Genomic DNA, 24454 nt, shown 5'->3' on the forward strand with positions numbered 1-24454 from the left:
ACTTAAAGCCAACCCGACAGGGGGATCAATCGTCCGTGTACGAAAATTCAGCAACGATTATCTGGTATCCGAACGAATGTCATGAAAAACTATCGAGCGCGCGGTTGTGACCATGATTTCCGGGTATTGGGCGTGGCGGTGTCGGGCCGGATGCCTGCGCTGTTCAAATTTTTTGTCCGCAATGCCCACACGACGCCCAGTTCGCCTAAAACGACTGAACGCCCGGTTTCACGAGTTCAAACGCCGGACGCACGTTTCCGGCGCTCGTCTTTATCGACCGCTGACTCCCACCCGGATCTGCCGGGCGGTGGATTTCGTATTGGAGTTGCGCGGGACCACGCTGCGCGATGACAGGACCCGCCATCCGGGGACGCGTAGCGCACTGCTACAATCGGCCCTCAGGTCGCCACGATTGTTGAACACAGCGCGGAAACTGGGGCGATCACAGGCTTGTGGGCGGACACTCCGGGGCGAGTTCAGGCGCGATGTCGCCTGCCAGATGCGACAGCACGCGCCAAACACGTCCCCGTGCCAAACACATCGCTCACGTTTGCCCGCTCCTCATCCGCCGCCGCCGTTCGAGCCAGTCGAGCAGTTGCCGCCCGTCGCGTTCGCCGAACCAGCGCGCGTGCCCGATCAGGTAGCCGTCGTACGCGATGTCGACGATGGCCGGCGCATCGATGATGCAGCCGAAATACGCGACTTCCGACAGCGCGAACTCCGTATGCACGATCGGCAGCAGCGCGACCAGCGCCGCATACGCGTCGTCGCTCAGCGGTTCGAGCGATTCGTAGCCGTCCAGCAGCGCGTCGATCTGCTCGTATTCGATGCGCCGCGCGTCGGCCGGCGCCATCCAGTCGACCGTATTGCGCTCGATCGCGAGCGCGAGGTCCATCACCGCGCAGGTGCGATCCGACAGCCCGAAATCGAGCACGGTCCGCACCTGCGCGCCGGGCCCCGCATCGGTCCACAGCAGGTTCGACGCATGCCAGTCGCCGTGCGTCCACAGCGGCGTCAACGCGGGCAGCAGCGGCACGAGGCGCGCGTGATACGGGCCGATCGCGTCGGCAACGTCGCCGCGCCAGTCGCGCGCGCCGAGCGCACGCACGAGCAGCGGCTGCGTTTCGACCCAGCGTTCGAGCGCGCCCGCCAGATCGGCGGACGACAGCACGCGGAAACTCGACAGCAGCGTGCGCACGGGCCGCGCGGGCGCATCGTAGCCGGCCGACGCGCGATGCAGCTCGGCCAGCGCGCGGCCGGCCGCGTACGCATGCGACGGATGCGTGAACGGCTGCCACGACATCACGCCGCGATACGGGTCGACGCCGGGCGCGAGCACGTGCACCTCGTAGGTCCATTCGCCGGATGCGAACGCGGTCGCGCCGTCGCGACCGGCGAGCACGTCGACCACCGGCATGCCGCGTGCGCGCAGATGCGCGATGAAGCGATGTTCTTCCTCCAGCCCCGCGACATCGCGCAGGCTCACGTGATGACGCTTGACGAACAGCCCGCGCCCGTCCGCCATCCGCACGAGCACGGCCGCCGCGAACTGCCGCGGGCTGTGCCACGTCAGCCGGGCCGGCTCGCCAGCGCCGTCGATCCGCGCGAGCACCGCCGCCACCTCGTCGTGCGTCATCAGCGGCCAGTCGCGTTCGGCCTGCTCGCCGTCGACGCCGAATTGCGGCGGCGCGACGTCACGCGATATGGACCCGTCCGGCTCGAGTGGGAATGACATGAACGACGTTGCTCCGTAGTTGAATCGGCGCGTGAATCAGCGCGCGCCGCCGCCCGACGCGAGCGTGCCGCCGGCCGCCGCGCGCAGCGTCGCGGCCGTCCGGCTCCAGTCGCGCCAGCCGACGACGGCGAGCCCGATGAACAGCGCATAGAGTCCGGCCGTCAGATACAGCGCCTTGAACACGAACATCCCGACGTACACGACGTTCACGACGATCCACAGCCCCCACGACGCGATGTAGCGCCGCGCGGTCCAGTATTGCGCGACGAGGCTGAACGCGGTCAGCGACGCATCGACGAACGGCAGCGCCGCATCGGTCCAGCGCGCCATCATGCCGCCGAGCAGCGCGCTGCCGACGACGGCCGCGATCAGGTCGGGCAGCATCTGGCGCGGCCGCACGCCCGTGACGGGCGCCACGTCGCCGGCCGGCGCCGCGCCGCCGCCGGCTTCGCTCGCGCGCTGCGCGAGCCAGCGCTGCCAGCCGTACACCTGCAGCACCGCGAACGCGCCCTGCAGCAGCATGTCCGAGTACAGCTTCGCGTCGAAGAAGATCCAGCCGTACAGCGCGACCGACGCGAGCCCGACCGGCCAGCACAGCATGCGCCGCTTCGCGGTCAGCCAGATCGCGAGCGCGCTGACGATCACGCCGGCGATTTCGAGTGGGGACATCGTCTGTGCTCTCCTGGTTAGCTGCCGGGGCCGCGCGTCACGCAACCGGTTCCGGACGATCAGAAATCATAGGTCAACGACACGCGCGCGGTGCGCGGCGCACCCGGGAACAGGTACGCGTCGCCCTGCTGCTCGCCCGCGTCGCGCCAGTAGAACTTGTTGAACAGATTGTCCACCGATACGCGCAGCACCGTGCGATGGCCGCCGATCTTCGTCGTATAGCGCGCGCCGAGATTGAACACGAACCACGACGGCACGCGCGCGGTGCCTTCCTCGTTCGCGTTGCGGGCCGCGCTGTACTCGACGCCGCCGAGCACGTTCAGGCCGGCGACGCCCGGCACCGCGTAGTCTGCATACAGCGACGCGCGCAGCGCGGGCACGTTGATGATCTGGTGTCCTTCGTAGGCCGGCGAACCCGAATCGACCGCGCGGGCGCGAATCGCCGCGACGCTGGCCGTCAGCGCGAGCCGCTCGGTCACGCGCCCGGCCGCGCCGAGTTCGATCCCCTGGTGCCGCTGCGTGCCGCGCTGCACGAACGTGTAAGTCGTGCCCGACGCGTCCGGGTCGGCGAACTGGAACGGCTTGCTGATCGAGAACACGGCGGCCGTGAGGCTCAGCCGGTCGAGCCAGTCGTATTTCGCGCCGACCTCGATCTGATGCGATTCGACGGGCGGCAGGAACGCGTACGCGTTGGTCGCGCGCACCGGCGCCTGATCGCCGAGCGACAGCGCCTTGCTGTACGACGCGTACAGCGACAGCACGTTCACCGGCTTGTAGACGAGCGCGACCTGCGGCAGGAACACCGAGCGGTCGGTACGCGTATCCGCGCCATCGAGGCTGCTCCAGCTGCGCTGGCGCAGCAGCACTTCCTTGCCGCCCGCGAGCACCTGCCAGTGTTCGCCGATGCTGATGCGATCGAGCCCGAACACGCCGTACTGCCGCGCGTCGAGGCGCGGATACGACGGCCCGGGCGAATTCGGCGACGGCGGGAACGCCACGTCGGGCCCGTAGATGTTCTCGCTGCCCACGTAGTCGTACACGGCGTCGGCCATGTGCACGACGCGGCGCTGCACGCTCACGCCGAGCGTCAGCTCGTGCCGCAGCGGCCCCGTCGCGAACTTGCCGGTCGTGACCGCGCGCAGGTCGTCGTTGCGCCGGTATTCGCCGGGGCTGCGGAAGTCGTACACGTCGTAGTCGCCGTTCGCACCGAAGAAGAACGGCGACGTCGCGCCGGCCGCGCAGCTTGCCGCGTACGAGCAGCCGTACGCGAACGCGCTGTTGTCGTCGATCATCGTGCGGCTGCGGCCGGCTGCGATGTATGCCTTCCAGTCGTCGTTGAACTGGTAGTCGAAGCGCGCGTTCAGGTTCAGCGCGTCGGTCGTCACCGGTTTCGCCCACGGCTGCGTGCCGAGCGCCTTCGACGTGGTCTTGACCGACGGCACCACGGTGCCGCCGAGCAGCTGGTAGCCGGGCGCGGAACGCTGGATCCACTGCTGGAATTCAGCATTGAGCTGCAGGCTCGCACGCGGGCTGATGTCCCAGTCGGCGGCGATCGAGCCGAACGTGCGCCGCCCGTTCGTGCCGTCGATGTACGAGTGCATGTTCTCCTTCGCGGCATTGATCCGGAAGCCGAACTGATTGTCGGGGCCGAAGCGGCGGCCGAGATCGACGGCCGCCGACGTCGAGCCGCGGCTGTCGACGCCGCCCGTCACGCTCGCGACGTTCGCGGAGCGCTTCGTCACGAAGTTGATCACGCCGCCCGGCGCGACGACGCCGCTGTCGATGCCGGCGAGCCCCTTCAGGATCTCGACGCGCTCCTTGTTCTCGAGCGGCACGTTCTGCTCGCCGGACACCGTCAGCCCGTCGATCCGGATCGCGCTCGCGAGATCGACCGGAAAGCCGCGGATCGCGAAGCCTTCGAAATAGCCGACCGGCGCGTAGTCGTTGACGACCGACGCGTCGTTGCGCACGACGTCGCTGAGCCGCTTCGCCTGCTGGTCGTCGAGTTGCGCGCGCGTGACGACGCTCACCGATGCCGGCGTATCGCGCAGCGGCGTGTCGTCGAGCCCCGCGACCGACGCGTTGCGCACGCGAAACGCGGTGCCGCGCTCGCCGTTCACCGTGATCGTCGGCAGCGTCGCGCTGCCGGCCGCATCGGCGTCCGGTGCCGGCGCATCGCCCTGGGCTGCGGCAGCCTGCGCCGCGAAAAGCGTGATGCCGAGACCGACGCCGAGCCCGACCTTCGCGCGCCGCCGCCGTGCGGGCGACGCTGTTGTTTTATTCACCGTCATTGTTCTGGATGGAAAACTCGCCACTCGACCCTGTCGAAACACGTTACGAAGCTGCGAAGCGCCCGCCCGCGGACGACTCTTCACCCGCCGGCGTATCCGGCCGGCACGACATTCATCGGACGAATCGGACGAGACGGCACGCATGCGTGCCGGTCGATCAGGAAGACGCAGGATGGGACATCGGATTCGGGTGACGCACCGGGAGCCGACGCAGCCGTCGACGGGTTCGTCGGGTGCCTGTCGGGCGGCCGGCTGCATCGCGCGGTCGTGTCATGCGGGGGACGCTTCGAACGCCCCGGTGCGGGCGCCGGGCAGTTGCGCGCGCCGTTCGTCGGAACGGCGGCCTGCCCTGCGCGCGCGACATCGCGGCGTGGCGCGCATTTTACCCCGGGCGGGGGTCGAGACCCTGGAATCGGGTGGAACGGACGGCGGGGAGGGAGAAACGCGGTCGGGCGGGACGACAAAGGCGGCAATGCGACCACCACGTGCGTCGCGCCGGGCAAGCTTGCAGACCGGAGCGGTCACGCGCCGGTCACGCGGGCGGAAACCGGAGCGGGCGCGATAGCCCGCTCGCGGTTCATGCGCCGCTCAGAACCCCTGCATCGTCACGGTCGGATCGACGACCAGATGCACGACGCCGTAGATGACCGCGCCGACCAGCAGCGCGAGGATGATCGCCACGAACGGCAGCAGCGTGAAGTTGACGTTCGCGAGATCCGCCGCGTGCGCCTTGCTGTTGCGTACGCCGAAGAAACTCCACAGGACCAGCTTGATCATGCCGAGCAGTTTCATGATTGCGCTCCTTTAATCGAATCGGTTGACGCTATCGTCGATCCGACCGGCATCCGAAAAAAGAAGCAGTTGCGTGCGCTTTTCGCGCAGCAGGCCGTCTGCGGCGGCATGTCGCAGGTACTGTCAGCGGTCGAGCACGAGCGGTTCCGTGGCGCCTTGCGCGGGCCGCGCGACGCACAGCAGCGCGCAGCCGGGTTCGACCGCCGCATCGGGCGTTTGCTCGTAGTCGACCGCGCCGGACAGCACGCGCGTCGCGCACGTGCCGCACGAACCGGAGCGGCATTCGGACGGCACGGCGATGCGCTGCCCTTCCGCGAATTCGAGCAGCGTGCCGTCGGCGGGCGTCCATGCGGCTTCGCGCCCGGTGCGCCGGAATACGACGGGCGCACTCGCCGCCGCCGGCGTGCCTGCCGCACGGGTCGTGCTGCGCGCGATGCTCGACGGCCCGAACGCCTCGAAGCGGATGCGTTCGTCCGGTACGTTCAGCGCGCGCAGCCCGTCGTACAGGTCGCGCATGAACGCCGACGGCCCGCACAGGTAGAAGTCGTAGTCGTCGAACGACAGGATTCGCTTCAGTTGCGCGATGTCGATGCGGCCGGCCCGCGCTGCCGTGTCGTCGTGCGGACGGCTGTCGAACCAGTGGAGCGACAGCCGCGCATCGGCGGCCGCGATGCGCGCCAGTTCCGCCGCGAACGGCCGGTCGGCCGCTTCGCGCGCGCCGTGCGCGAACACCACACGGCGCGACGGCGCGGCGTCGGCCAGCGCGCTGCGCAGCATCGCGATCATCGGCGTGATGCCGATGCCGGCCGATACGAGCACGGCCGGGCGCGGGCTTGCCAGATCGAATGCGAAGCGACCGCGCGGCATTTGCGCGTCGAACGTCATGTCCGCCTGCGCGTGATCGTGCAGCCAGGCCGAAACGCGCCCTTCGCGCTTCACCGTGATCCGGTAATGCGCGCTGCCCGGCGCGTCGGAAAGCGTGTAGCTGCGAATCGACGGCGCATCGCTGCCCGGCAATGCAACACGCAGCGTCAGATGCTGCCCGGCTTCGTATGCGGGCAACGCGCCGCCGTCCACCGGTTCGAAATGGAACGAGCGGATCGAGCGCGCTTCGTCGACGATCTTCGCGATGCGCAGCGATCGCCATGCGGGTGTCGATGTGGGTGTCGATATGGGTGTCGATGCCGGTGCCGATGCGGACTGCACCAGCGCGACCGGCGCGGTCGCCGCTCCACCGCCGGCAGCAGCAGCCATCGCCGCGAACTGCGGCGCGCGCTCGACCGCCGACCACCGGAACGGCAGCACCGCGCGCATGCGCCGTACTTCCCGCACATGGAAGCGCACGACACGCTGCGCGCCGTCGAACGACGCGACGAGCGGCCCGTCCCACACGATCTCCGCACGCGCGGCGACATACAGCAGGTCGCCGCTGTCGAAATCGACGAACAGCAGCCCCGCGCGCGGATCCTGCTGCAGGTTGCCGAGCGTGTTGAAGAAACGGTTGCCGCTGAAATCCGGCGTCGTCAGCGTGTGCGCATCGTCGACGCGCACGAAGCCCGGCATCCCGCCGCGATGCGACACGTCCGCGCCGTGCGCGGCGCCCGCGTCCGCCGACGTGTTCGCGCTCGCGACGAAGAACGTATCGGCCTGCGCGAGCAGCGCGCGATCCGCGTCTCCCAGCCGGTCCGACACATCGGGCGCGACCTGCATATCGCCATCCCGGCCGTCGCGCGCGACGAACGACGGCTTGCGGCCCTGGATGTACTTCGCGCAGTTGCCGAAGCTCTGCTCGACCGCGATCGTCAGCGCATCGCCGTCGACCGCGCGCACGACGCCGTTGACGCGATTGCGCCGCCGCGTATCGAACTCGATCCCGAGCCCGCCGAGCGGCGCACCCGGCCGCCACGCGCCGGCCAGCGGATCGCCCGGCAGCGCGGGCGCCGCGATGCGCAGCGTGCGCGCATCCGGCGACGTGACGAACCCCGGTGCGCCGGCCCGCAGCGTCGCCCACGGCTGGCCGTGCGCATCGACGCCGCCGAGCACGAAGAACGGCAGTTGCCCGAAAAACGTCCGGTGCTGGTCCGGCATGAAGCGCCGGATCCCGCGCCGGCCGGCCGCGCCCGCGGCCTCCGTCACGCCCGCGCGCTGCTGCACGGCGAGTTCGCCCGCGTGAAACGGCGCGGCATCGAGTTCCCAGCCCGGTACGACAGTGGTCGGGGCGTTCATCGCGTTCTCCCTGAACAGGCGCGGCTTCGGTTGGCGTTACGCGGCCAGCAGGCCCGCGCGCGTCGTCGGCATGCCGACGAAACCCGTCAGCGCCTCGACGCGCGCCAGCCATGCGCGCACGTGCGGATACGGTTCGAGCGACACCCCGCCTTCCGGCGCGTGCGCGATGTACGTGTAGGCGGCGATGTCCGCGATCGTCGGCTGAGCGCCGGCCGCGAACGGCTTGCCGGCCAGCTCGCGGTCGATCACGTCGAGCACTTTGGCGGCCGTGCGCTTGGCCGCGTCCTGGTCAAGCGGCGCGCCGAACACGGTCACGAGCCGCGCCGCCGCGGGCCCCGACGCGATCGGACCGGCCGCGTACGACAGCCAGCGCTGCACGACCGCCGCGCCGGCCGGGTCGTCGGGCAGCCAGTGCGCGTCGCCGTAGCGCTTCGCGAGATACACGAGGATCGCGTTCGAATCGGCGATCACGGTGCCGCCGTCGTCGATCACGGGCACCTGCCCGAGCGGATTGAGCGCGAGGAACGCCGGTTCGCGCTGCGCGCCGGCCGCGAGGTCGATGTCGATGGTCTCGGACGGCAAGCCGAGCAGCGACAGGAACAACCGGACGCGATGCGCATGCCCGGACAGCAGGAACGAATAGACGCGAATCGGGGCGACGGGCACTCCGGCGACGGGCTGCGCGGAGGCGGGCTTGCTGGCAACGGACATGGAAAACACTCCGGAATCTCGCGTCGCTGGATGTCAGCGACGAACGGCCCCAGAGTAGCGCTCGCCGTTCGCGGCCAGAAGACGGATAATCGCTGAAACATTATCCGCTCCCATAGGACAATCGACGATGGCCGATCTGCGCGACGTGAACCTGAACCGGCTGGCGATCTTCGTCGCGGTGGTCGATGCCGGCTCGCTGACGGCCGCGGCCGAGCGGCTCGGCCTCGCGAAGACGGTCGTCAGTACGCACATGCAGCGCCTCGAATCCGAGGTCGGCGCGAACCTGCTGGTGCGCACGACGCGGCGGCTGAGCGTGACCGACGCGGGGCGTACGTTCTACGACGCGTGCCGCGACATCGTGCGCGCCACCGAAACCGCGCTCGATGCGGTGTCGTCCGACGCGGGGCCGCTGCGCGGCACGCTGCGCGTGAGCGTGCCGATCGACTACGGCGCGCAGGTCGTCGCACCGGCCGTCGTCGCGCTGCGCGACTTGCATCCGGGGCTCGACGTCGAACTCGTCGCGAACGACCGGGTCGTCGATCTCGTCGCGGACAACCTCGACGTCGCGATCCGCATCGGCCGTCTCGCCGATTCGAACTATCGCGCGGTGCAGCTCGGCACGTACGAGAAATGGCTGGTCGCGAGCCCCGCGTTCGTCGCGCGCTACGGGCTGCCGCGCGATACGGATGCGCTCGCCACACTGCCGTTCGTGATGCTGTCGACGCTGTCGCGCCCGCACACGCTCGAGCTTGAAAGCGCGCGCGGCGGCAGCGCGTCGGTGCGCTGCGTCGCGTCGGTCGTGTCGAACACCGCAACGGCATGCCGCGCGATCGTGCTCGCGGGCGGCGGCTTCGGGCTGCTGACGGATTTCTCGACCGCCGACGACGTCGCAACCGGCCGGCTCGTGCGGCTGCTGCCCGCATGGCGTTCGGCGCCGGCCGGGATTCATGCGGTGTATCCGTCGACGCGGTTGCCGTCGCCGAAGGTGCGGGCGTTCATCGATGCGATGAAGGCGAGGATTGGCGATACCCCGCCGGCGGCGCCAGTACGCTCGACACGATCGAAACGCGCGGCAGACTGACTCCGGATCGCCGCGCGTTTTTACCCAACCGTCAATCTCCTTTCGCCGGGCTTTCCCGCCCCGACCAAATACGTTCTTTTATCCCCCAAAAAATAGCTCGTCGCTTTCCAGATTTTCCACTAACCTTATTCCCGGAAATACACCAATTCGCGTTGACCGAAGCGTTTCAATTCCCCGCTTTATTCAATCGAACAAGGAGTCTGGAAATGCAAACCGCCGCAATTTCATAGGGAACCACGCCGTCGATTCGTGTCTACACGGCCAACAGCAACAAGGTCGCCGTACGCTGCTACGGCGGGTCGAACGAGTACACGGGCCCGTTCAACCTGGCGGGCGACAACGTGTCCGTCACGTGCTGGCCGGTCGGGGGCGCCGTTCACATCCGTGTGTACGCAACGAGCAGCGGCACGACGACCGAGTATTGCCGGGACGGCGACGGCTTGACCCGGGGCGGATACACGGGCTCCTGATCAATCGTGCCTGGGGCGCGAAGGGTTTCGCGCCACGATCGGCGCAATGCGAAGTGATTTTCGCATTGCGTCGCTTTTTTAATTCGTTCCATATTGTTTTCATCAATTCACTTCCACATGGAACCGGAATTAAAAACAATGACAACTTCCCGAAACTTATTCTCCACCCCAAAAAACCGATCGTCTTTTTTATTAAAAAGACGATTAAATCGAACCAGAATACAACATGGCACCCGGTGTGCCGTGTGGTTGCCGCTTTCTTTTCATTTTCAGCCTGCAGTCAATTGCCGCGGGTAACACGCACCGCCGGATGCCATCCGTTCAGCCGATCTCCCGCAACGTCCCCAGCAACACCTTCCTGCAACTGGCGACCATCTGCGTTTCCGGATCGCGATAGCCGGTGAGCAGCCACGCCGCGCCGACGTTCGTCATCGCGCCGACGAGCGCGAGCCCGATCAGCCGCTGCTCGGTGCGCTCCGCGGGCGTCGCGGCCTCGTGCGACGCGCCGATCGCCATGATCAGCTTGCCGAAGTCGATCAGCATGCGCTGGTACGTCATGTCGGTATCCGCACTCACGCCCATCACCTCGAGCAGCAGCACGCGCGCCGCGCACGGGTCGCGCAGGAACGCGAAGAACGCGGCGAGCCCCGCGTCGACGCTCTCGCGCAGATCGCCGCCGCGCGCGGCGACCGCCTGTGCGACCGCGTCATGCAGTTGCTGCGCGTGATGCAGGTAGGTGCAGCGCAGCAAATCCTCGATGCTGTCGAACGCCGCATAGAAATAGCGATCGTTCAGCTTCGCTTCCTGGCAGATCGACCGCACGGTCGCCTTGCGGAACCCGACCGTGCCGAACACGCGCGTCGCCGCGCGGATCAGCGCCTCGCGTCGCTCGGCGGCACGCACCTCGGGCGCCACGCCGCCATACGACCGGCCCCGTTTTTCCGTTTCGAGTGCTTTCTCCATTCCGCTATTTGACATCAGGACACCCGAAAACTAAAGTGGTGACGACCAACACCACAATAGACGCGCCGCCGGTGCAGCACAAGCGGAACGGGAGGAGCAACGGATGAACGGGTTTTCCGGCAAGGTCGCCGCGATCACGGGCGCCGGTTCGGGCATGGGCCGCAGCCTCGCGGTCGAGCTCGCGCGGCGCGGCTGCGAAGTCGCGCTCGCCGACGTCAGCGAAGCCGGGCTCGCCGGCACGGCGGCCGCGTGCGCGCAGCACGGCGTGCGCGTGAGCACGCGGCGGCTCGACGTCGCCGACCGCGACGCGGTGTTCGCGTGGGCCGATTTCGTCCGCGCCGAACACGGCAAGGTCAACCTGATCTTCAACAACGCGGGCGTGTCGCTGGCCGCCAGCGCCGAAACCGCGCGCATCGCCGATCTCGAATGGATCGTCGGCATCAATTTCTGGGGCGTCATGCACGGCACGCAGGCGTTCCTGCCGCACCTGCGCGCGTCGGGCGACGGGCACGTCGTCAACACGTCGAGCCTGTTCGGGCTCGTCGCGATGCCGACGCAAAGCGCGTACAACGCCACCAAGTTCGCGGTGCGCGGCTTCACCGAGGCGCTGCGGATGGAACTCGAACTCGACGGCGCGCCCGTGAGCGCGACCTGCGTGCACCCGGGCGGCGTCGCGACGAACATCGTCGATGCGGGCCGCGTCGATACCAGCATCCACGCGCTCACGGGCCAGGACGAAGCGACCCATCGCCGGCAGGCGAACCGCCTGATCAACGCGACGACGGCCGACGATGCCGCGCGGCAGATCCTCGCGGGCGTCGAGCGCAATGCGCGCCGCGTACTCGTCGGCGCCGACGCGCGCCGCCTCGACCGGATCGCGCGGCTGCTCGGCGCCGGCTACCAGCGGCTGATGCTGCGTCACGTGCGCCGCGCCCGTGCACGCAATCTCGAACGCGCCCCCGCCCCGGCCGCACTCCCGACCACGCCGACCAAGGAACCCGCATGACCTCGACGACGACCGACCGGCGCGACGCGCCGCCCGCCCCCGGCGCCCGCCATGATCGTGGCGACAGCAACGACCTCGACGTGCTGATCGTCGGCGCCGGCCTGTCCGGCATCGGCGCCGCGTATCACCTGAAACAGCGCTGCCCGCATGCGAGCGTCGCGATCGTCGAGGCGCGCGAAGCGATCGGCGGCACCTGGGATTTGTTCCGCTATCCGGGCGTCCGTTCGGATTCCGACATGTTCACGCTCGGCTACAGCTTCCGCCCGTGGCACAACGACAAGGCGATCTCGGACGGCCAGACGATCCTCGACTACATCCGCGACACCGCGCGTACCTATGGGATCGACAAGGCGGTCCGCTACGGCCAGAAGGTCGTCGCGGCCGACTGGGATTCGAACCGCGCGCGCTGGACGGTGCGCATCGAGCGCAAGCGCGACGGCGCGACCGACACGCTCGTCACCACCTGCCGCTTCCTGTTCATGTGCAGCGGCTACTACGACTACGACGCCGGCTACCGGCCCGACTGGCCCGGCATGGACACGTTCGAGGGCAAGCTCGTGCATCCGCAGCACTGGCCGAAGGATCTGTCCTACGCGAACCGGCGCGTCGTCGTGATCGGCAGCGGCGCGACGGCCGTCACGCTCGTGCCGTCGATGGCGGCCGACGCGCAGCACGTGACGATGCTGCAGCGCTCGCCGACCTACATCGTGTCGCTGCCCGCGCGCGACAGAATCGCGAACGCGCTGCGCCGCGTGCTGCCGTCGCGGCTCGCGCACCGGCTCGTGCGCGTGAAGAACGTGCTGCTGACGATGTACCTGTACAACGTGTCGCGCCGCAAGCCCGATCAAACGAAGAAGTTCATCATCCGCGCGGCCGGCAAGCAGCTCGGCCCCGGCTTCGACGTCGCGAAGCACCTGACCCCGCGCTACATGCCGTGGGACCAGCGCGTGTGCCTCGTGCCGAACGGCGACCTGTTCAAGTCGATCCGCGCGGGCCGCGCGTCGATCGTCACCGACGAGATCGAGCGCTTCACGCCGACCGGCCTCCAGCTGAAGAGCGGCCAGCAGCTCGACGCGGACGTGATCGTCACCGCGACCGGGCTGAAGGTGAAGATGCTCGGCGGCGCGCGCGTCACGGTCGACGGCCGCGCGGTCGACCTGCCGGAGACCGTGTCGTACAAGGGGATGATGTACAGCGACGTGCCGAACCTCGCGTCGTCGTTCGGCTACACGAATGCATCGTGGACGCTGAAGGCCGAGCTGATCGCGCGCTACGTGTGCCGGCTGCTCAACCACATGCGCGCGAACGGCCATGACACGTGCGTGCCGCGGCTCGGCGCCGGCGATCTCGGCGACGTGCCGGCCGTCAACCTGAGCTCGGGCTACATCCAGCGCGCGGCCGGCATCCTGCCGAAGCAGGGCCACCGCAAGCCGTGGAAATTCCACCAGAACTACGTGCTCGATCTCGCATCGCTGAAGTTCGGCGCGCTCGCCGATTCGGCGATGCATTTCGAACGCCGCGCGAAAGCCGGCCCGGTCGCAACGGCGCCGGTTGCCGAACCCGCTCTCGAAACCCGGTGAGACCGACATGACCCATACGCTCCATCTGATCCAGAACGTGCTGCTCGGCGTCGTCGCGGTGCTCGCCGCGCTCGCGCTGTTTTCCGGCTACGTGGCCCGCCGCGTGACGCGCGCGTTTCCGCCCGAAGGCCGCTTCGTCGACATCAGCGGCGATCGTATCCACTACGTCGAATACGGCAACGGCCCGCCGCTCGTGTTCGTCCACGGGCTCGCGGGGCAACTGCGCAACTTCGCGTACCTGCCGCTCGCGCGGCTCGCGCAGCAGCATCGCGTGATCCTCATCGACCGGCCCGGCGCCGGCCGCTCGATCCGCGGTGCGGGCTCGCAGGCGAACGTGTTCGCGCAGGCGCGCACGGTCGCCGCGTTCATCGACGCGCTGCGGCTCGACAAGCCCGTGCTCGTCGGCCATTCGCTCGGCGGCGCGATCGCGCTCGCGGTCGGCCTCAACCATCCGGACCGCGTAAGCCGGCTGGCGCTGATCGCGCCGCTGTCGCACGAGCAATCCGAGCCGCCGGCGCCGTTCCGGCCGCTGATGCTGCCGTCGCCGCTGGTGCGCCGTTTCGTGTCGTGGACCTTTGCCATCCCGCTGACGATCCTGACCGGCCGCAAGGCCGTGCGCCAGGTGTTCGCGCCGGAAGACGTGCCGCGCGACTTCCCCACCAAGGGCGGCGGGCTGCTCGGGATGCGGCCGCATGTGTTCTACGCGACCGCGACCGACCTGCTGTCGGCGCCCGTCGACCTGCCCGCGATGGTACGCCGCTATGCGGAGCTCACACTGCCGGTCGATGTGCTGTACGGCCGAGCCGATCCGATCCTGAACTGGCGCGAGCACGGTGACGCGCTCGCGAAGAAATCGGCGCGCGTGCGGCTGAAGGTCGTCGAGGGCGGACACATGCTGCCGGTCACGATTCCGGATGCGACGGCCGACTGGCTGCTCGAAGTCGCCGCCGCGCCGGCCGAGGACGCCGCACAAGCCACGCATGCCGCGCGGGTCGCGCACTGAGCGAAAAGCGACGCAGGGCCTGATCCCGTGCCAGGCAGCCGGCGCTGCGGCGGAATCAGGCTTCGTCGTCGGGCACCGACAGCCCGAGATCCGCGATCACCTCGCGCGCGCTGCGGAATGCCTCGACCGCGGCCGGCGCGCCCGCGTACAGCGCGCTGTGCAGCAGCACCTCGCGGATCTCGACGAGGCTCGCGCCGTTGTTGAGCGCGCCGCGAATGTGACCCTTCAGTTCCGTGCTGCGGCCGAGCGCCGCCAGCATCGCGCACGTGCACAGGCTGCGCGTCTTCAGGTCGATCCCGCCTCGCTGCCACGTGCTGCCCCACGCGTGTTCGTTCAACCAGTTCTGCAACGGACGCGAAAATCCGTCGAGGTCGCGCATCGCGCGCTCGACGAACGCCTCACCCATCACGTCGATCCGCCGCGCCTTGCCGTGCTCCCTGTCCTGTTCGCTCATGTCCGTGTCCTGTGTGAAGTCGTGGCCGAGTCGGCATCGCCGGCAGCCGGGAGATTTCGCGCATGTTCACGGGTCCGCCGCGTTTCGTCAAAGATGCGGCCCTCGGTTCGCGGCCGTTCGCGTAACGGGCGGTCGAACGCTACGTAACATCCGGCCGCGCGTTACGGCGGCTTGCGGGAACATCGAAACCCCCACTCCCGAGCACCGCGCGTACCCGCCGCGCGAAACCGCCATTCCTCCGTTTAAATCGCGTTGATATTCCCGATTTCCGCAACAAAGCGCGACACCGTTTCGCGAACGCTGTCGTGGCGCGGAATTTGCAGTGGAGGCTTGGACACACTTCCAATGTCGAGGCCAACATGCACAATATCTTCAAGAAGACGACGGTAACGATCGCCGTCTCGTCGCTGCTCGCGCTGTACGGTTGCGGCTCGGTCGATGGACCGACGACCCCGCCGTCGATCAAGCCGAGCACGTCGGGGGGCGGCGGGACGTCGGGGACGTCGGGGACGTCCGGTACGTCGGGTGGCGGTTCGTCGGGGACGTCGGGTGGCGGTAGTTCGGGTACGTCGGGTACTACTTCCGGTACCTCGGGCACCTCCGGTACGTCGGGTACTTCCGGCACGTCGGGCACCTCCGGCACGTCGGGCACTTCCGGCACGTCGGGCACTTCCGGTACGTCGGGTACTTCCGGTACGTCGGGCACTTCCGGTACGTCGGGTACCTCCGGTACGTCGGGCACTTCCGGTACGTCGGGTACTTCCGGTACGTCGGGCACTTCCGGTACGTCGGGCACTTCCGGCACGTCGGGTACCTCCGGTACGTCGGGCACTTCCGGTACGTCGGGTACCTCCGGTACGTCGGGCACTTCCGGTACCTCAGGCACCTCAGGCACTTCCGGTACGTCCGGCACCTCCGGTACGTCGGGTACTTCCGGCACCTCGGGCACTTCCGGTACCTCGGGCACCTCCGGTACGTCGGGTACTTCCGGCACCTCGGGCACTTCCGGTACCTCGGGCACCTCTGGTACCTCGGGCACTTCCGGCACGTCGGGCACCTCCGGTACCTCGGGTACTTCCGGCACGTCGGGCACTTCCGGCACCTCGGGTACCTCCGGTACGTCGGGCACCTCCGGTACGTCGGGTACTTCCGGCACGTCGGGCACTTCCGGCACGTCGGGCACTTCCGGCACGTCGGGTACTTCCGGTACGTCGGGTACTTCCGGTACCTCGGGCACCTCGGGTACCTCCGGCACCTCGGGCACCGGCGTCACCCCGCTCGGCAACGTCCTCCAGCAATCCGGCAACCTCGTGACGGCACTCGGCACGACGGTCGCGAACGGCGGCGCGCAGATCGGCGGCGTGCAGATCCCCGGCACGAACCCGACGACGGCCACCAGCGTCGGCAACGCGGTCACGAGCCTCGGCAACGGCGTGCAGTCGCTCGGCAACGGCGTCGCGGCCGGCCTCGGTTCGATCGGCGTGTCGCCGAACCCGCTCGGCCCGACGCTCACGTCGACTACCGGCCTGCTGACCGGCGCCGGCGGCGCGGTCAACAACCTCGGCAACGCAGTGACGAGCCTCGGCACCGGTCCGCTGTCGCCGCTCGCGCCGGCGACGACCCTGGTCGGCAATCTCGTCAACACGGTCGGCAATGCGGTCAACTCGACCGCATCGGCGCTGAATACCGCGCTGAACAGCGCGCCGGTCCAGCAACTCGAGACGCAGCTCGGCAGCGTAATCAACCCGATCACGAACACGCTGACCGGCGGCGTCACGACGCCTGGCGCCACGCAGACGCTCGGCGGCGCAACCATGCTCGGCGCCCCGCTCAGCGGACTGCTGAGCACGCTCGGCAGCGGCCTCGGCCTCGCCGGTTCGCAGATCGGCAGCGCGACCGGCAACCCGGTCGGCACGAGCGCCGGCAACAGCGTGTCCCAGCTCGGCAACACGGTGACGTCGGCCGGCGGCCTGCTGTCCAGCGGCAGCTCCAGCAGCGGCACCAACCCGCTCGCCCCGATTACCGGTCTGCTCGGTACGCTGACGGGCGGGCTCGGCGGCGGCAGCAGCTCGAGCGGTACGGGTGGTACCAGTGGTACCAGCGGCACGAGCGGCACCAGCGGCGGCCCGCTCGCGCCGATCACGGGCCTCCTCGGCACGGTGACGGGCGCGCTCGGCGGTCTCGGTTCGAGCAGCACGAGCGGGACCGGCGGCACGAGTGGCACCAGCGGCACCGGTGGCTCGGGCGTCGGCGGCCTGCTGGCGCCGGTCACCAACCTCGTCAACTCGCTGACGCCGCTCGGCGCAAGCCTCACCGGTACGGTCACGACGCCGGGAGGCAACGTGACGGGCAACGTCGGCGGCCTGCTGACGAGCGGCCCGGTCGGCACGCTGACAGGCGCGCTGACGACGCCGGCCGGCTCGGCGGGCGCCAACGGTACGGTCAGCCCCGGCGGCGCAACCGGCACGGCGACGACGCCGGCCGGCCTGACCGGCAGCTCGAACGGCGCCGCCGCGGGCGGTGCAGGCAACCTGCTGTCGCCGGTGACGAACCTGCTCGGCGGACTGCTGGGCGGCGGCACCAAGAAGTAACGCTTTACCTACCAGAACCACAGGCCAATGGCCGGGCACGCATCAATACAAAGCCCGGCCGACGGCCGGCGTCACCCGCCAAGCGGGGGCGCCGGCCCTCATCCCGACGAGGATCCGATCATGAATTCCACGCTCGACGGCGTCGCCGCGGTCCAGGACCGCCCGCCCCGTTCCGCCACGCCATTCCGCGCCGGCCTGCTCGGCATCACGGCCGGGCTCCTCGCGCTGTGGTTCACGCGCGACCAGCCGGCCCTCGACGCCGCGACGCGCGCGATCATCGCGAGCCTCGCGATCATCGGCACGATCGCGCTGCACGAAATCCTCATCTCGCGCGTCTACCTGCGCCCGAGCGCGGGGCTGTCGCGCCAGGCCGTGCGGCCGCTCGGCCTTGCGCGCGTCGCGACGCGGCTCGGCGCGCTCACGTCGATCTACGCGGGCATCGGGATGCTGTACTGGCTGCTGCCCGAATACCACGGCGATTTCTATCTGCCGTTCTGGTCGCTGCTGCGCGCGCTCGCCCCGTACGTGATCGTCGCCGCGCCGTTCTATTTCATGTGGATGGACCGCCATCAGCGCGAAACCGACGACGCGTACCTGCTGTGGGGCCGCTTCCTGTTCCGCCGCGAGCGGCCCGCCAGCTGGCAGCCGGTGCGCGAGATGCTCGCCGGCTGGGGCGTGAAGACGTTCTTCCTGCCGCTGATGACCGTCTACCTGTCGAAGGACGCCGATCACCTGACCGCGTCGCTCGCGCACGCGATGAATGCGCCGATGTCGCTCGCGACGTTCTCGTTCCTGTACGACCTGTCGTTCACGATGGACCTGATGTTCGGCACCGTCGGCTACCTGTGCACGTTCCGCATCCTCGACAGTCACGTGCGCACGGTCGAGCCGACGGCGCTCGGCTGGGGCGCCGCGCTGATCTGCTATCAACCGTTCTGGTCGCTGATCTCGAGCCACTACATCCGCTACGAAGGCTCGCTGTTCTGGGACAACTGGCTGCTGTCCGCGCCGACGCTGCGCGTGATCTGGGGCGCCGTGATCATCCTGCTGCTGATGACCTACGCGCTGTCGACGATCTCGTTCGGGCTGCGCTTCTCGAACCTCACCAACCGCGGAATCATCACGTCGGGCCCGTACCGCTTCACGAAGCATCCGGCGTATATCGCGAAGAACCTGTCGTACTGGATGGTGTCGGTACCGTTCGTCGAGCCGCTCGGCTGGCAGATCGGGCTCATGCACTGCGCTGCGCTCGTCGCGGTCAACCTGATCTATTACCTGCGCGCGAAGACGGAAGAACGCCACCTGATGCGCGACCCCGACTATCGTGCGTACGCCGAATGGATTGCGCAGCACGGGTTGTTTGCGAGGATCAGGCAGGCGTTCGGGGTGCAGCAGCCGGCGTGACGGCGTGACCGGAGGACGGCGGCCGGGGCGGCGATGCATGCCGCGCCTGCCGTCGCACGGACATCGACGTTTCGCCGGTTCCGGGCATACAAAGACAATCGCCACGCACTTTCCCCATCGCGTTGCGATCCCGGTTCACACGCATCGGTCGACACGGCGACACGCAACCCCTTGCGGCCAATTGTCGCGAAACGCCGCGATTCCCCGCTTTTCGTCGCTTTTCTCCGCCAGTCCGATTGCCCGCCCCCGGCACCTCGCGTATGGTGCTGGCCGTCCGCGCACGATCCGTCGCCCGGACACCCGACCGTCGTCCCGCACGACGGCCGTGCGGGCCATGCCCGCCGCTCACCGTCTCCGCGATGCCGCCCGCCGGCACCGTGCATTCCGAGTCGCTCTGAGAAATCTCGTTATTGATGGCTGGGAGGAAAGGAGCGTCGTCGACAAACGGCATCCCAACGCTAGAATGGCCTGCATGATTCTTGTCTACCGCTACCGAGTGAAGTCGCTCAACGGACTGCTTAACAAACAGAGCCGTGCGGTGAACTATGTCTGGAACTTTTGCAACGACACGCAGAAACACGCGCTCAAGTGGAACAAGAAGTGGCCGACGGGTTTCGATCTGAACAGGCTGACGACAGGCAGCAGCAAGGAACTCAGCATCCATTCGGGCACGGTCAACGCAACGTGTGAGCAGTACGCGAAGTCGCGCAGCCAGCACCGACGCCCTTACCTGCGCTATCGCGGCAGGAAATCGCTTGGCTGGGTGCCGTTGAAGGGGCGCGATCTGAAGCGCGAGGGGGATGCGTTTCGCTTTGCGGGCAACACTTTTCGCGTGTTCAGCAGCCGCCCGCTTCCCGAAGGAAAGATCAAGGACGGAACCAATTTTGCGCAGGATGCACGCGGCAACTGGTTCCTCAATATCGTGATCGAGATGCCCGATGTTCCAGCGCGCCCGATCCGTTCCGGCGTCGGTATCGATCTCGGTCTGAAAGACTTCGCCACACTTTCGACCGGCGAGAAAGTGCCCAACGACCGATTCAGCCAGCGCGCGGCCGAAAAGCTGGCGAAAGCCCAACGGGCGCGAAAGCACAAGCGCCATATCGCGAAACTGCATGCGAAGGTGGCGAATGCCCGCGCCGATTTCCAGCACAAGCTCGCGCTCGCCCTGGTGCGGCGCTTCGACTACATCGCGGTCGGCAACGTGTCGGCCGTCGGTCTCGCCAAAACCAGGATGGCGAAAAGCGTCAACGACGTATCCTGGTCGTCCTTCCGATACAGGCTTCGCTACAAGGCGATAGCGCACGGGGTCACGTTCGAGGAAGTGGACGAATACGGTTCTACCCAGTCCTGTTCGGCGTGCGGGTCGAAAGACAGCACGACGCGGCCGAAAGGTATCGCGGGACTGCGAATAAGAGAGTGGGCCTGCGGTGGCTGCGGTGTCGTGCATGATCGAGATACCAACGCTGCGTTGAACATTCTCCGATGCGGACGTGCATCGCCAGTAGTGGGAATCGGCCGCCTTTGGGCGGATGAAGACATCAAGAGGAAAGAGACGTGATCTACAAAGTCCTGATCCTGTTCGCACTCTGCATCGCGGGCCTCGCCGCGATCGCCGCCGGTTTCCAGCACATCCCCAGCTGATTCGCGGCCCCGGCTCGCTTTGCCGAGCCCGGGGGCCGCACCCATTCCTTTTCCCTTTTTGCGATGAACCTCTTTCTCGAACCGCCCGGGACGGGCGACCTTTGCCATGCGCATCGACGTACAGCATTCCCAGCACGACATCGACGATGAACTCGACACGCTCTACGCACGCCTCCACCAGCCGGGCCATCGCCTGCACGGCCTGCCGGCCGTCGCGCTCGGCCGCTCGGGCCTGATCGTCCGCCACCGCGAAGCGGACGGCGAATACTTCCTGTATGTCGAAGATCCGGCCGCGCGCCAGCTCGCCGGCTACACGGTGTTCAACCGCCTTCCCGAAATCCCGCGCCGCGCCGATCGCTACCTGCGCGCGCCGCATACGCGGCTGCGCGGCTCGGCGCAACGCAAGGGCCTTGCGACGACGCTGTATCGCTGGGGGCTCGACGCGGGGCTGTGCCTGATCAGCGGCGCGCGCCAGTCGGTCGGCGCCGCGCAGTTGTGGACGGCGCTCGCGCACGATTACCGGCATGGCTTCGTCGATGTCGAAGGCCGCGCGCTGCGTTATCTCGGCGACACCGTTCCGGACGACGTGCACGGCGCGCTGCATACGCGGCGGCTGTTGCTCGGCAACGGGTGGGCGATGACGGAATTCGCGCGGGCGGCCGGGATGAGCGACGCCGAACCGGTTCGCTGCGATTCCGCGACAATTCTCAACGGAGCAGCGCAGGCCGCGTCACGCGCGTAGCGTCGGCGACACGCGCCACGCCGCCCGAACGCCGATGCGATAATCCGTCCGGTCTGCGCGACGCGACAGCGCATCACGCCAACCGAAACGCTCATCGATGACCACCGATCCCCGAACCGACACCGACCGCCGCATCGACATCGTCGCCCTGTGCGGCAGCCTCCGGTCGCAGTCGTACAACGCCGCGCTGCTCGATGCAGCCGCGCTCGTCGCGCCGCGCGGCATGCGCATCGCGCGCTTCGATCGCCTCGGCGAATTCCCGCTGTTCAACCCCGATACCGAACACCCGTCGCCCGCCGCCGTGCGCGACCTGATCGATCGCCTGAACGCGGCCGACGGCGTGCTGATCGCGAGCCCGGAATACGCGCACGGCGTGACCGGCGTGATCAAGAACGCGCTGGACTGGGTCGTCGGATGCGAAGCGTTCGTCTACAAGCCGGTCGCGGTGCTGAATGCGTCGCCGCGTGCGACGCATGCGGACGCGGCTTTGCGGGAAACGCTGTCGGTGATGTCCGCACGCATCGTCGAGCGTGCGTCGATCACGCTGCCGATCCTCGGCAGCCAGCTCGATGCGGCGGGCATTGCTGCGCATCCGCCGTTCGCGTCGGCGCTTGTCGATGCGTTGCACGCGCTCGGCGCGGCGATTGCCGAAGGTGCGCCGCCGCGCTGACGCTGCGCATCGGGAAACGCATCGCAGTCCCGATGAATCGGACATTGCGCCCGTCGACAGGCGCAATGTCCTGCCACGATCATCGTCCGCGATAGATCGGCCTGTCGGCGGCGATCGAGCCCGATTCGCTCGTGGCCGGTGCGGCCATCCCGTATCCGCTGGTATCGGCCGTCGACGTCCCGGTCGAGCCGATCTTCGTCAGCGCCTCCGCCAGTCGCGCCGGATAGTGCGGGTCTTCGCCGGTCTGACGGTAGCCGGCCGCGTGCAGTGCGGCCAGTTCGGCCGTGACCTCGGCGCGCGTCACGGTGGACTGCGGCGCGGCCCATGCGGAAACGGAAGCGGTCGCGGCAACCGTCGCGAGAACATACAGAGCAAGCTTGTTCATGTGAACTCTCCTTGGCATCGACGACGTTGTCGATGGAGAGTGAGTCGATCCGCGAGCGCAAAAATGACACCCGCCGACGAAATTTATTCGACGCCGTGTCGCGATGCCGTACCGAACCACGGCCAGGCGTCGCGCCCGATGTGAACGGCATGTTCAGATGAAAACCGACCGGCTGTCAGATTTCGCCGGCTCGCGCGACTACACGCATGTGGCCATGCGCCACCGCCTGTTCTCGCTCAAAGGGGCCGCCATGAAAACCAGAATCTGGATACTGATCGCGTCGCATCTCGCGACGGGTCTCGTTGCATTCGCCGCGGGCATCTACGTGCTGCCGATCCTGACCGCATCGGAGGGCGCTAGCGCCGTCGAACTGCAAGTGGCCACGGAAAATGCACGCCACACCGGTCGCTTCGAACGCAATCTGCCGGGAAGCGATCCGCTGCACTGGGCGGACGGCAAGCTGACGATCACCGATTCGTCGCTCACGTTCGAAGGCGACGTCGCACCGGGGCCCGACTACAAGATCTATCTCGTTCCGGAATTCGTCGACACCCAGGCGTCGTTCCTCGCGATCAAGGCGCGTGCCGCGCGCGTGGGCGACCTGAAGACATTCGGCAATTTCGTCGTGCCGCTTCCCGCCGACGTGAATCCCGCGCAGTACACGTCGGTCGTGATCTGGTGCGAACGCTTTTCGAAATTCATCAGCGCGGCCCGGTATCAACATGCGGCGACATCGGGCCAGTTATCGATGTAACCGGCCAACGCTGCAACGGAGCACGCTACCGGCTCTTGCTCCGCGTCCCCTTCTTCACCGTCTTCACACGCGGCGCTTCCTTCTCGGGCTGCGCGCCGCCGCCGGTGAGATCCTCGAGCCACGCAAGTGCATCGACGTACGACATGAACTGCTGCAGATATTCCGGCGACAGCTCGCGCATCGTCGACAGCGACCGGTGCACGAGGCTGTTCGAATTGAGCGGCCCCGCATTGCGCGGCACCTGATCGAGCGACTGGCGATACTGCTGCTCCGTGCGGACTTTCGACCACATCGTGCGGAAGTAGTCGACCAGCTCGGGATCGAGCCCGCGCCGGTCGGCCTGCGCATCGCGCGCAAGCCGTTCGACGAGTTCCGCAATCGTGCCGCGCACGGGCGCACCTGCCGCGGCTTCCGCATTGTCGTGCGCGGCCTTCGCTTCATCGGCCCGCGCAACGACCTCCGCAAAGCCTTCGATCAACGCTGCCAGCCGCGCGTCGAGCAATTCGCGCGCGCTGCCATCGAGCACGGCCGCGCGCCGTTCGAGCGCGTCGATCCGGTGAAAGCGCACGGGATCGAGCCGGTCCACGCCCTGCTCGCGCCATGCGTCGAGCGTCGCGCGGGCGGGCGTCGCGTGTTCCGTCACTTCGCCTTCCCTCCGTTCGATGCGCTCTTGCGCGGCACCGGCGCGATCTCCACGCGGCGATTCTTCGCGCGGCCTTCATCGTCCGCGTTCGAGCTGACCGGCTGTTCGGAGCCGAACGCGGCCGCGAACACCGACGCTGCCGGCACGCCGGCGTCGATCAGCGCGCGCGTGACCGTCAACGCGCGCTTGGCCGACAATTCCCAGTTGTCCGCGAACTGGCGGTTGCCGGCATGCACCTGCTGGTCGTCGGCAAAGCCGCTGATCATCAGGATCTCGTCGCGCGTCTTCAGGTAGGTGGCCAGCGGTGCGGCCAGCGTCTTCAGCAAGTCGCGGCCCGCAGGCTGCAACTGGTCGGAGTTCAGCGCGAACAGCACGTTGCCGCTGATGCCGATGCGCCCGTTCACGAGCGTCACGCGGCCGGCCGCGAGCGGCCCGGCGAGCGCCTGTTCGAGCGACTTGCGCTGCTGCGCTTCGAGCTGGCGCGCACGCACGGCTTCCTCGAGTTTCGACGTGAGTTGCAGCTGCATGCCGATCACGCCGACGAGGATCAGCACGAACGCGCCGAGCAGCACCGACATCAGGTCGGCGAACGCGGGCCACACCGGCGCGGATGGCGCGCCGCCGTCGATTTCGTCGTGCATGC

At 68.1% G+C, this 24454-nt stretch carries 21 protein-coding genes; 10 read left to right on the forward strand and 11 right to left on the reverse strand.

Annotated elements, in window-relative coordinates:
- Positions 1–544 precede the first annotated feature (544 nt).
- The 6 genes from ABD05_RS18335 to ABD05_RS18360 form a co-directional block, all read right to left on the reverse strand.
- Positions 545–1735: a phosphotransferase enzyme family protein gene (locus ABD05_RS18335; protein WP_047901583.1), complete on the reverse strand. Its 1191-nt coding sequence runs from the start codon at positions 1733–1735 to the stop codon at positions 545–547.
- Between the two features lie 36 nt (positions 1736–1771).
- Positions 1772–2404, reverse strand: coding sequence for a nicotinamide riboside transporter PnuC (gene pnuC / locus ABD05_RS18340; protein WP_047901584.1), 633 nt, complete (start codon positions 2402–2404; stop codon positions 1772–1774).
- A 59-nt stretch (positions 2405–2463) separates the two neighbouring features.
- Positions 2464–4695 carry a TonB-dependent siderophore receptor gene (locus ABD05_RS18345; RefSeq protein ID WP_047901585.1) on the reverse strand — a complete coding sequence of 744 codons (2232 nt, stop codon included), beginning with the start codon at positions 4693–4695 and terminating at the stop codon, positions 2464–2466.
- 588 nt (positions 4696–5283) lie between these two features.
- On the reverse strand, positions 5284–5487 hold the full coding sequence (locus ABD05_RS18350) for a DUF2970 domain-containing protein (RefSeq protein WP_039356454.1): 204 nt from the start codon (positions 5485–5487) through the stop codon (positions 5284–5286).
- Positions 5488–5610: 123 nt separating this feature from the next.
- A complete protein-coding gene (locus tag ABD05_RS18355; RefSeq protein ID WP_047901586.1) occupies positions 5611–7713 on the reverse strand; it encodes a pyridoxamine 5'-phosphate oxidase family protein in 2103 nt (700 codons plus the stop codon).
- Positions 7714–7749: 36 nt separating this feature from the next.
- On the reverse strand, positions 7750–8424 hold the full coding sequence (locus ABD05_RS18360) for a glutathione S-transferase family protein (RefSeq protein ID WP_047901587.1): 675 nt from the start codon (positions 8422–8424) through the stop codon (positions 7750–7752).
- Positions 8425–8551: 127 nt separating this feature from the next.
- Between ABD05_RS18360 and ABD05_RS18365 the strand changes: the two genes are divergently transcribed.
- Positions 8552–9505 (forward strand): LysR family transcriptional regulator, encoded by a 954-nt coding sequence (locus ABD05_RS18365; protein WP_047901588.1) that lies wholly within the window; start codon positions 8552–8554, stop codon positions 9503–9505.
- Between the two features lie 791 nt (positions 9506–10296).
- Here ABD05_RS18365 and ABD05_RS18370 read toward each other — a convergent pair.
- Positions 10297–10938: a TetR/AcrR family transcriptional regulator gene (locus ABD05_RS18370; RefSeq protein ID WP_238594159.1), complete on the reverse strand. Its 642-nt coding sequence runs from the start codon at positions 10936–10938 to the stop codon at positions 10297–10299.
- A gap of 103 nt (positions 10939–11041) precedes the next feature.
- On the opposite strand from ABD05_RS18370, the gene ABD05_RS18375 reads away from it, so the two are divergent.
- The 3 genes from ABD05_RS18375 to ABD05_RS18385 are packed head-to-tail and all read left to right on the forward strand — an operon-like array spanning position 11042 to position 14527.
- Positions 11042–11944, forward strand: coding sequence for an SDR family NAD(P)-dependent oxidoreductase (locus ABD05_RS18375; RefSeq protein ID WP_047901590.1), 903 nt, complete (start codon positions 11042–11044; stop codon positions 11942–11944).
- The gene (locus tag ABD05_RS18380; RefSeq protein ID WP_047901591.1) at positions 11941–13524 is read left to right on the forward strand and encodes a flavin-containing monooxygenase; all 1584 of its coding nucleotides are present in this window, start codon (positions 11941–11943) and stop codon (positions 13522–13524) included. The genes ABD05_RS18375 and ABD05_RS18380 overlap by 4 nt, the downstream gene beginning before the upstream one ends.
- Positions 13525–13531: 7 nt before the next feature.
- Positions 13532–14527: an alpha/beta fold hydrolase gene (locus ABD05_RS18385; RefSeq protein WP_047901592.1), complete on the forward strand. Its 996-nt coding sequence runs from the start codon at positions 13532–13534 to the stop codon at positions 14525–14527.
- Positions 14528–14582: 55 nt separating this feature from the next.
- On the opposite strand, the gene ABD05_RS18390 is transcribed toward ABD05_RS18385, so the two are convergent.
- Positions 14583–14981, reverse strand: coding sequence for a carboxymuconolactone decarboxylase family protein (locus ABD05_RS18390; RefSeq protein WP_047901593.1), 399 nt, complete (start codon positions 14979–14981; stop codon positions 14583–14585).
- A 359-nt stretch (positions 14982–15340) separates the two neighbouring features.
- Here ABD05_RS18390 and ABD05_RS36325 point away from each other — a divergent pair, with 359 nt between their 5' ends.
- The 5 genes from ABD05_RS36325 (at position 15341) to ABD05_RS18420 (ending at position 22029) form a co-directional block, all read left to right on the forward strand.
- Positions 15341–17572 (forward strand): collagen-like triple helix repeat-containing protein, encoded by a 2232-nt coding sequence (locus ABD05_RS36325; RefSeq protein ID WP_082146153.1) that lies wholly within the window; start codon positions 15341–15343, stop codon positions 17570–17572.
- A 120-nt stretch (positions 17573–17692) separates the two neighbouring features.
- Positions 17693–18976 carry an isoprenylcysteine carboxylmethyltransferase family protein gene (locus ABD05_RS18405; protein ID WP_047901596.1) on the forward strand — a complete coding sequence of 428 codons (1284 nt, stop codon included), beginning with the start codon at positions 17693–17695 and terminating at the stop codon, positions 18974–18976.
- Between the two features lie 472 nt (positions 18977–19448).
- Positions 19449–20534: an RNA-guided endonuclease InsQ/TnpB family protein gene (locus ABD05_RS18410; protein WP_047903633.1), complete on the forward strand. Its 1086-nt coding sequence runs from the start codon at positions 19449–19451 to the stop codon at positions 20532–20534.
- 189 nt (positions 20535–20723) lie between these two features.
- Positions 20724–21359, forward strand: coding sequence for a hypothetical protein (locus tag ABD05_RS18415; RefSeq protein WP_047901597.1), 636 nt, complete (start codon positions 20724–20726; stop codon positions 21357–21359).
- 97 nt (positions 21360–21456) lie between these two features.
- Complete coding sequence (locus ABD05_RS18420; RefSeq protein ID WP_047901598.1) at positions 21457–22029, forward strand: NADPH-dependent FMN reductase; 573 nt, start codon at positions 21457–21459, stop codon at positions 22027–22029.
- 79 nt (positions 22030–22108) lie between these two features.
- Here ABD05_RS18420 and ABD05_RS18425 read toward each other — a convergent pair whose 3' ends face one another.
- Positions 22109–22414: a DUF4148 domain-containing protein gene (locus tag ABD05_RS18425; protein WP_047901599.1), complete on the reverse strand. Its 306-nt coding sequence runs from the start codon at positions 22412–22414 to the stop codon at positions 22109–22111.
- A gap of 250 nt (positions 22415–22664) precedes the next feature.
- Here ABD05_RS18425 and ABD05_RS18430 point away from each other — a divergent pair, with 250 nt between their 5' ends.
- Positions 22665–23168, forward strand: coding sequence for a DM13 domain-containing protein (locus ABD05_RS18430; RefSeq protein WP_047903634.1), 504 nt, complete (start codon positions 22665–22667; stop codon positions 23166–23168).
- Positions 23169–23193: 25 nt separating this feature from the next.
- Here ABD05_RS18430 and ABD05_RS18435 read toward each other — a convergent pair whose 3' ends face one another.
- A complete protein-coding gene (locus ABD05_RS18435) occupies positions 23194–23811 on the reverse strand; it encodes a DUF2894 domain-containing protein (protein WP_047901600.1) in 618 nt (205 codons plus the stop codon).
- Positions 23808–24452: an OmpA family protein gene (locus ABD05_RS18440; RefSeq protein WP_047901601.1), complete on the reverse strand. Its 645-nt coding sequence runs from the start codon at positions 24450–24452 to the stop codon at positions 23808–23810. The genes ABD05_RS18435 and ABD05_RS18440 overlap by 4 nt, the downstream gene beginning before the upstream one ends.
- Positions 24453–24454: the final 2 nt, after the last annotated feature.

It is taken from the genome of Burkholderia pyrrocinia (assembly GCF_001028665.1).
Classification (GTDB): Bacteria; Pseudomonadota; Gammaproteobacteria; order Burkholderiales; family Burkholderiaceae; genus Burkholderia; species Burkholderia pyrrocinia.

Coding starts and splice junctions, on each gene's coding strand:
- ABD05_RS18355 (WP_047901586.1), bottom strand. CDS start 7,713: ATGAACGCCCCGACCACTGTCGTACCGGGCTGGGAACTCGATGCCGCG.
- ABD05_RS18350 (WP_039356454.1), bottom strand. CDS start 5,487: ATGAAACTGCTCGGCATGATCAAGCTGGTCCTGTGGAGTTTCTTCGGC.
- ABD05_RS18440 (WP_047901601.1), bottom strand. CDS start 24,452: ATGCACGACGAAATCGACGGCGGCGCGCCATCCGCGCCGGTGTGGCCC.
- ABD05_RS18410 (WP_047903633.1), top strand. CDS start 19,449: ATGATTCTTGTCTACCGCTACCGAGTGAAGTCGCTCAACGGACTGCTT.
- ABD05_RS18425 (WP_047901599.1), bottom strand. CDS start 22,414: ATGAACAAGCTTGCTCTGTATGTTCTCGCGACGGTTGCCGCGACCGCT.
- ABD05_RS18405 (WP_047901596.1), top strand. CDS start 17,693: ATGAATTCCACGCTCGACGGCGTCGCCGCGGTCCAGGACCGCCCGCCC.
- ABD05_RS18390 (WP_047901593.1), bottom strand. CDS start 14,981: ATGAGCGAACAGGACAGGGAGCACGGCAAGGCGCGGCGGATCGACGTG.
- pnuC (WP_047901584.1), bottom strand. CDS start 2,404: ATGTCCCCACTCGAAATCGCCGGCGTGATCGTCAGCGCGCTCGCGATC.
- ABD05_RS18380 (WP_047901591.1), top strand. CDS start 11,941: ATGACCTCGACGACGACCGACCGGCGCGACGCGCCGCCCGCCCCCGGC.
- ABD05_RS18415 (WP_047901597.1), top strand. CDS start 20,724: ATGCGCATCGACGTACAGCATTCCCAGCACGACATCGACGATGAACTC.
- ABD05_RS18345 (WP_047901585.1), bottom strand. CDS start 4,695: ATGACGGTGAATAAAACAACAGCGTCGCCCGCACGGCGGCGGCGCGCG.
- ABD05_RS36325 (WP_082146153.1), top strand. CDS start 15,341: ATGCACAATATCTTCAAGAAGACGACGGTAACGATCGCCGTCTCGTCG.
- ABD05_RS18360 (WP_047901587.1), bottom strand. CDS start 8,424: ATGTCCGTTGCCAGCAAGCCCGCCTCCGCGCAGCCCGTCGCCGGAGTG.
- ABD05_RS18370 (WP_238594159.1), bottom strand. CDS start 10,938: ATGGAGAAAGCACTCGAAACGGAAAAACGGGGCCGGTCGTATGGCGGC.
- ABD05_RS18375 (WP_047901590.1), top strand. CDS start 11,042: ATGAACGGGTTTTCCGGCAAGGTCGCCGCGATCACGGGCGCCGGTTCG.
- ABD05_RS18365 (WP_047901588.1), top strand. CDS start 8,552: ATGGCCGATCTGCGCGACGTGAACCTGAACCGGCTGGCGATCTTCGTC.
- ABD05_RS18420 (WP_047901598.1), top strand. CDS start 21,457: ATGACCACCGATCCCCGAACCGACACCGACCGCCGCATCGACATCGTC.
- ABD05_RS18335 (WP_047901583.1), bottom strand. CDS start 1,735: ATGTCATTCCCACTCGAGCCGGACGGGTCCATATCGCGTGACGTCGCG.
- ABD05_RS18385 (WP_047901592.1), top strand. CDS start 13,532: ATGACCCATACGCTCCATCTGATCCAGAACGTGCTGCTCGGCGTCGTC.
- ABD05_RS18430 (WP_047903634.1), top strand. CDS start 22,665: ATGAAAACCAGAATCTGGATACTGATCGCGTCGCATCTCGCGACGGGT.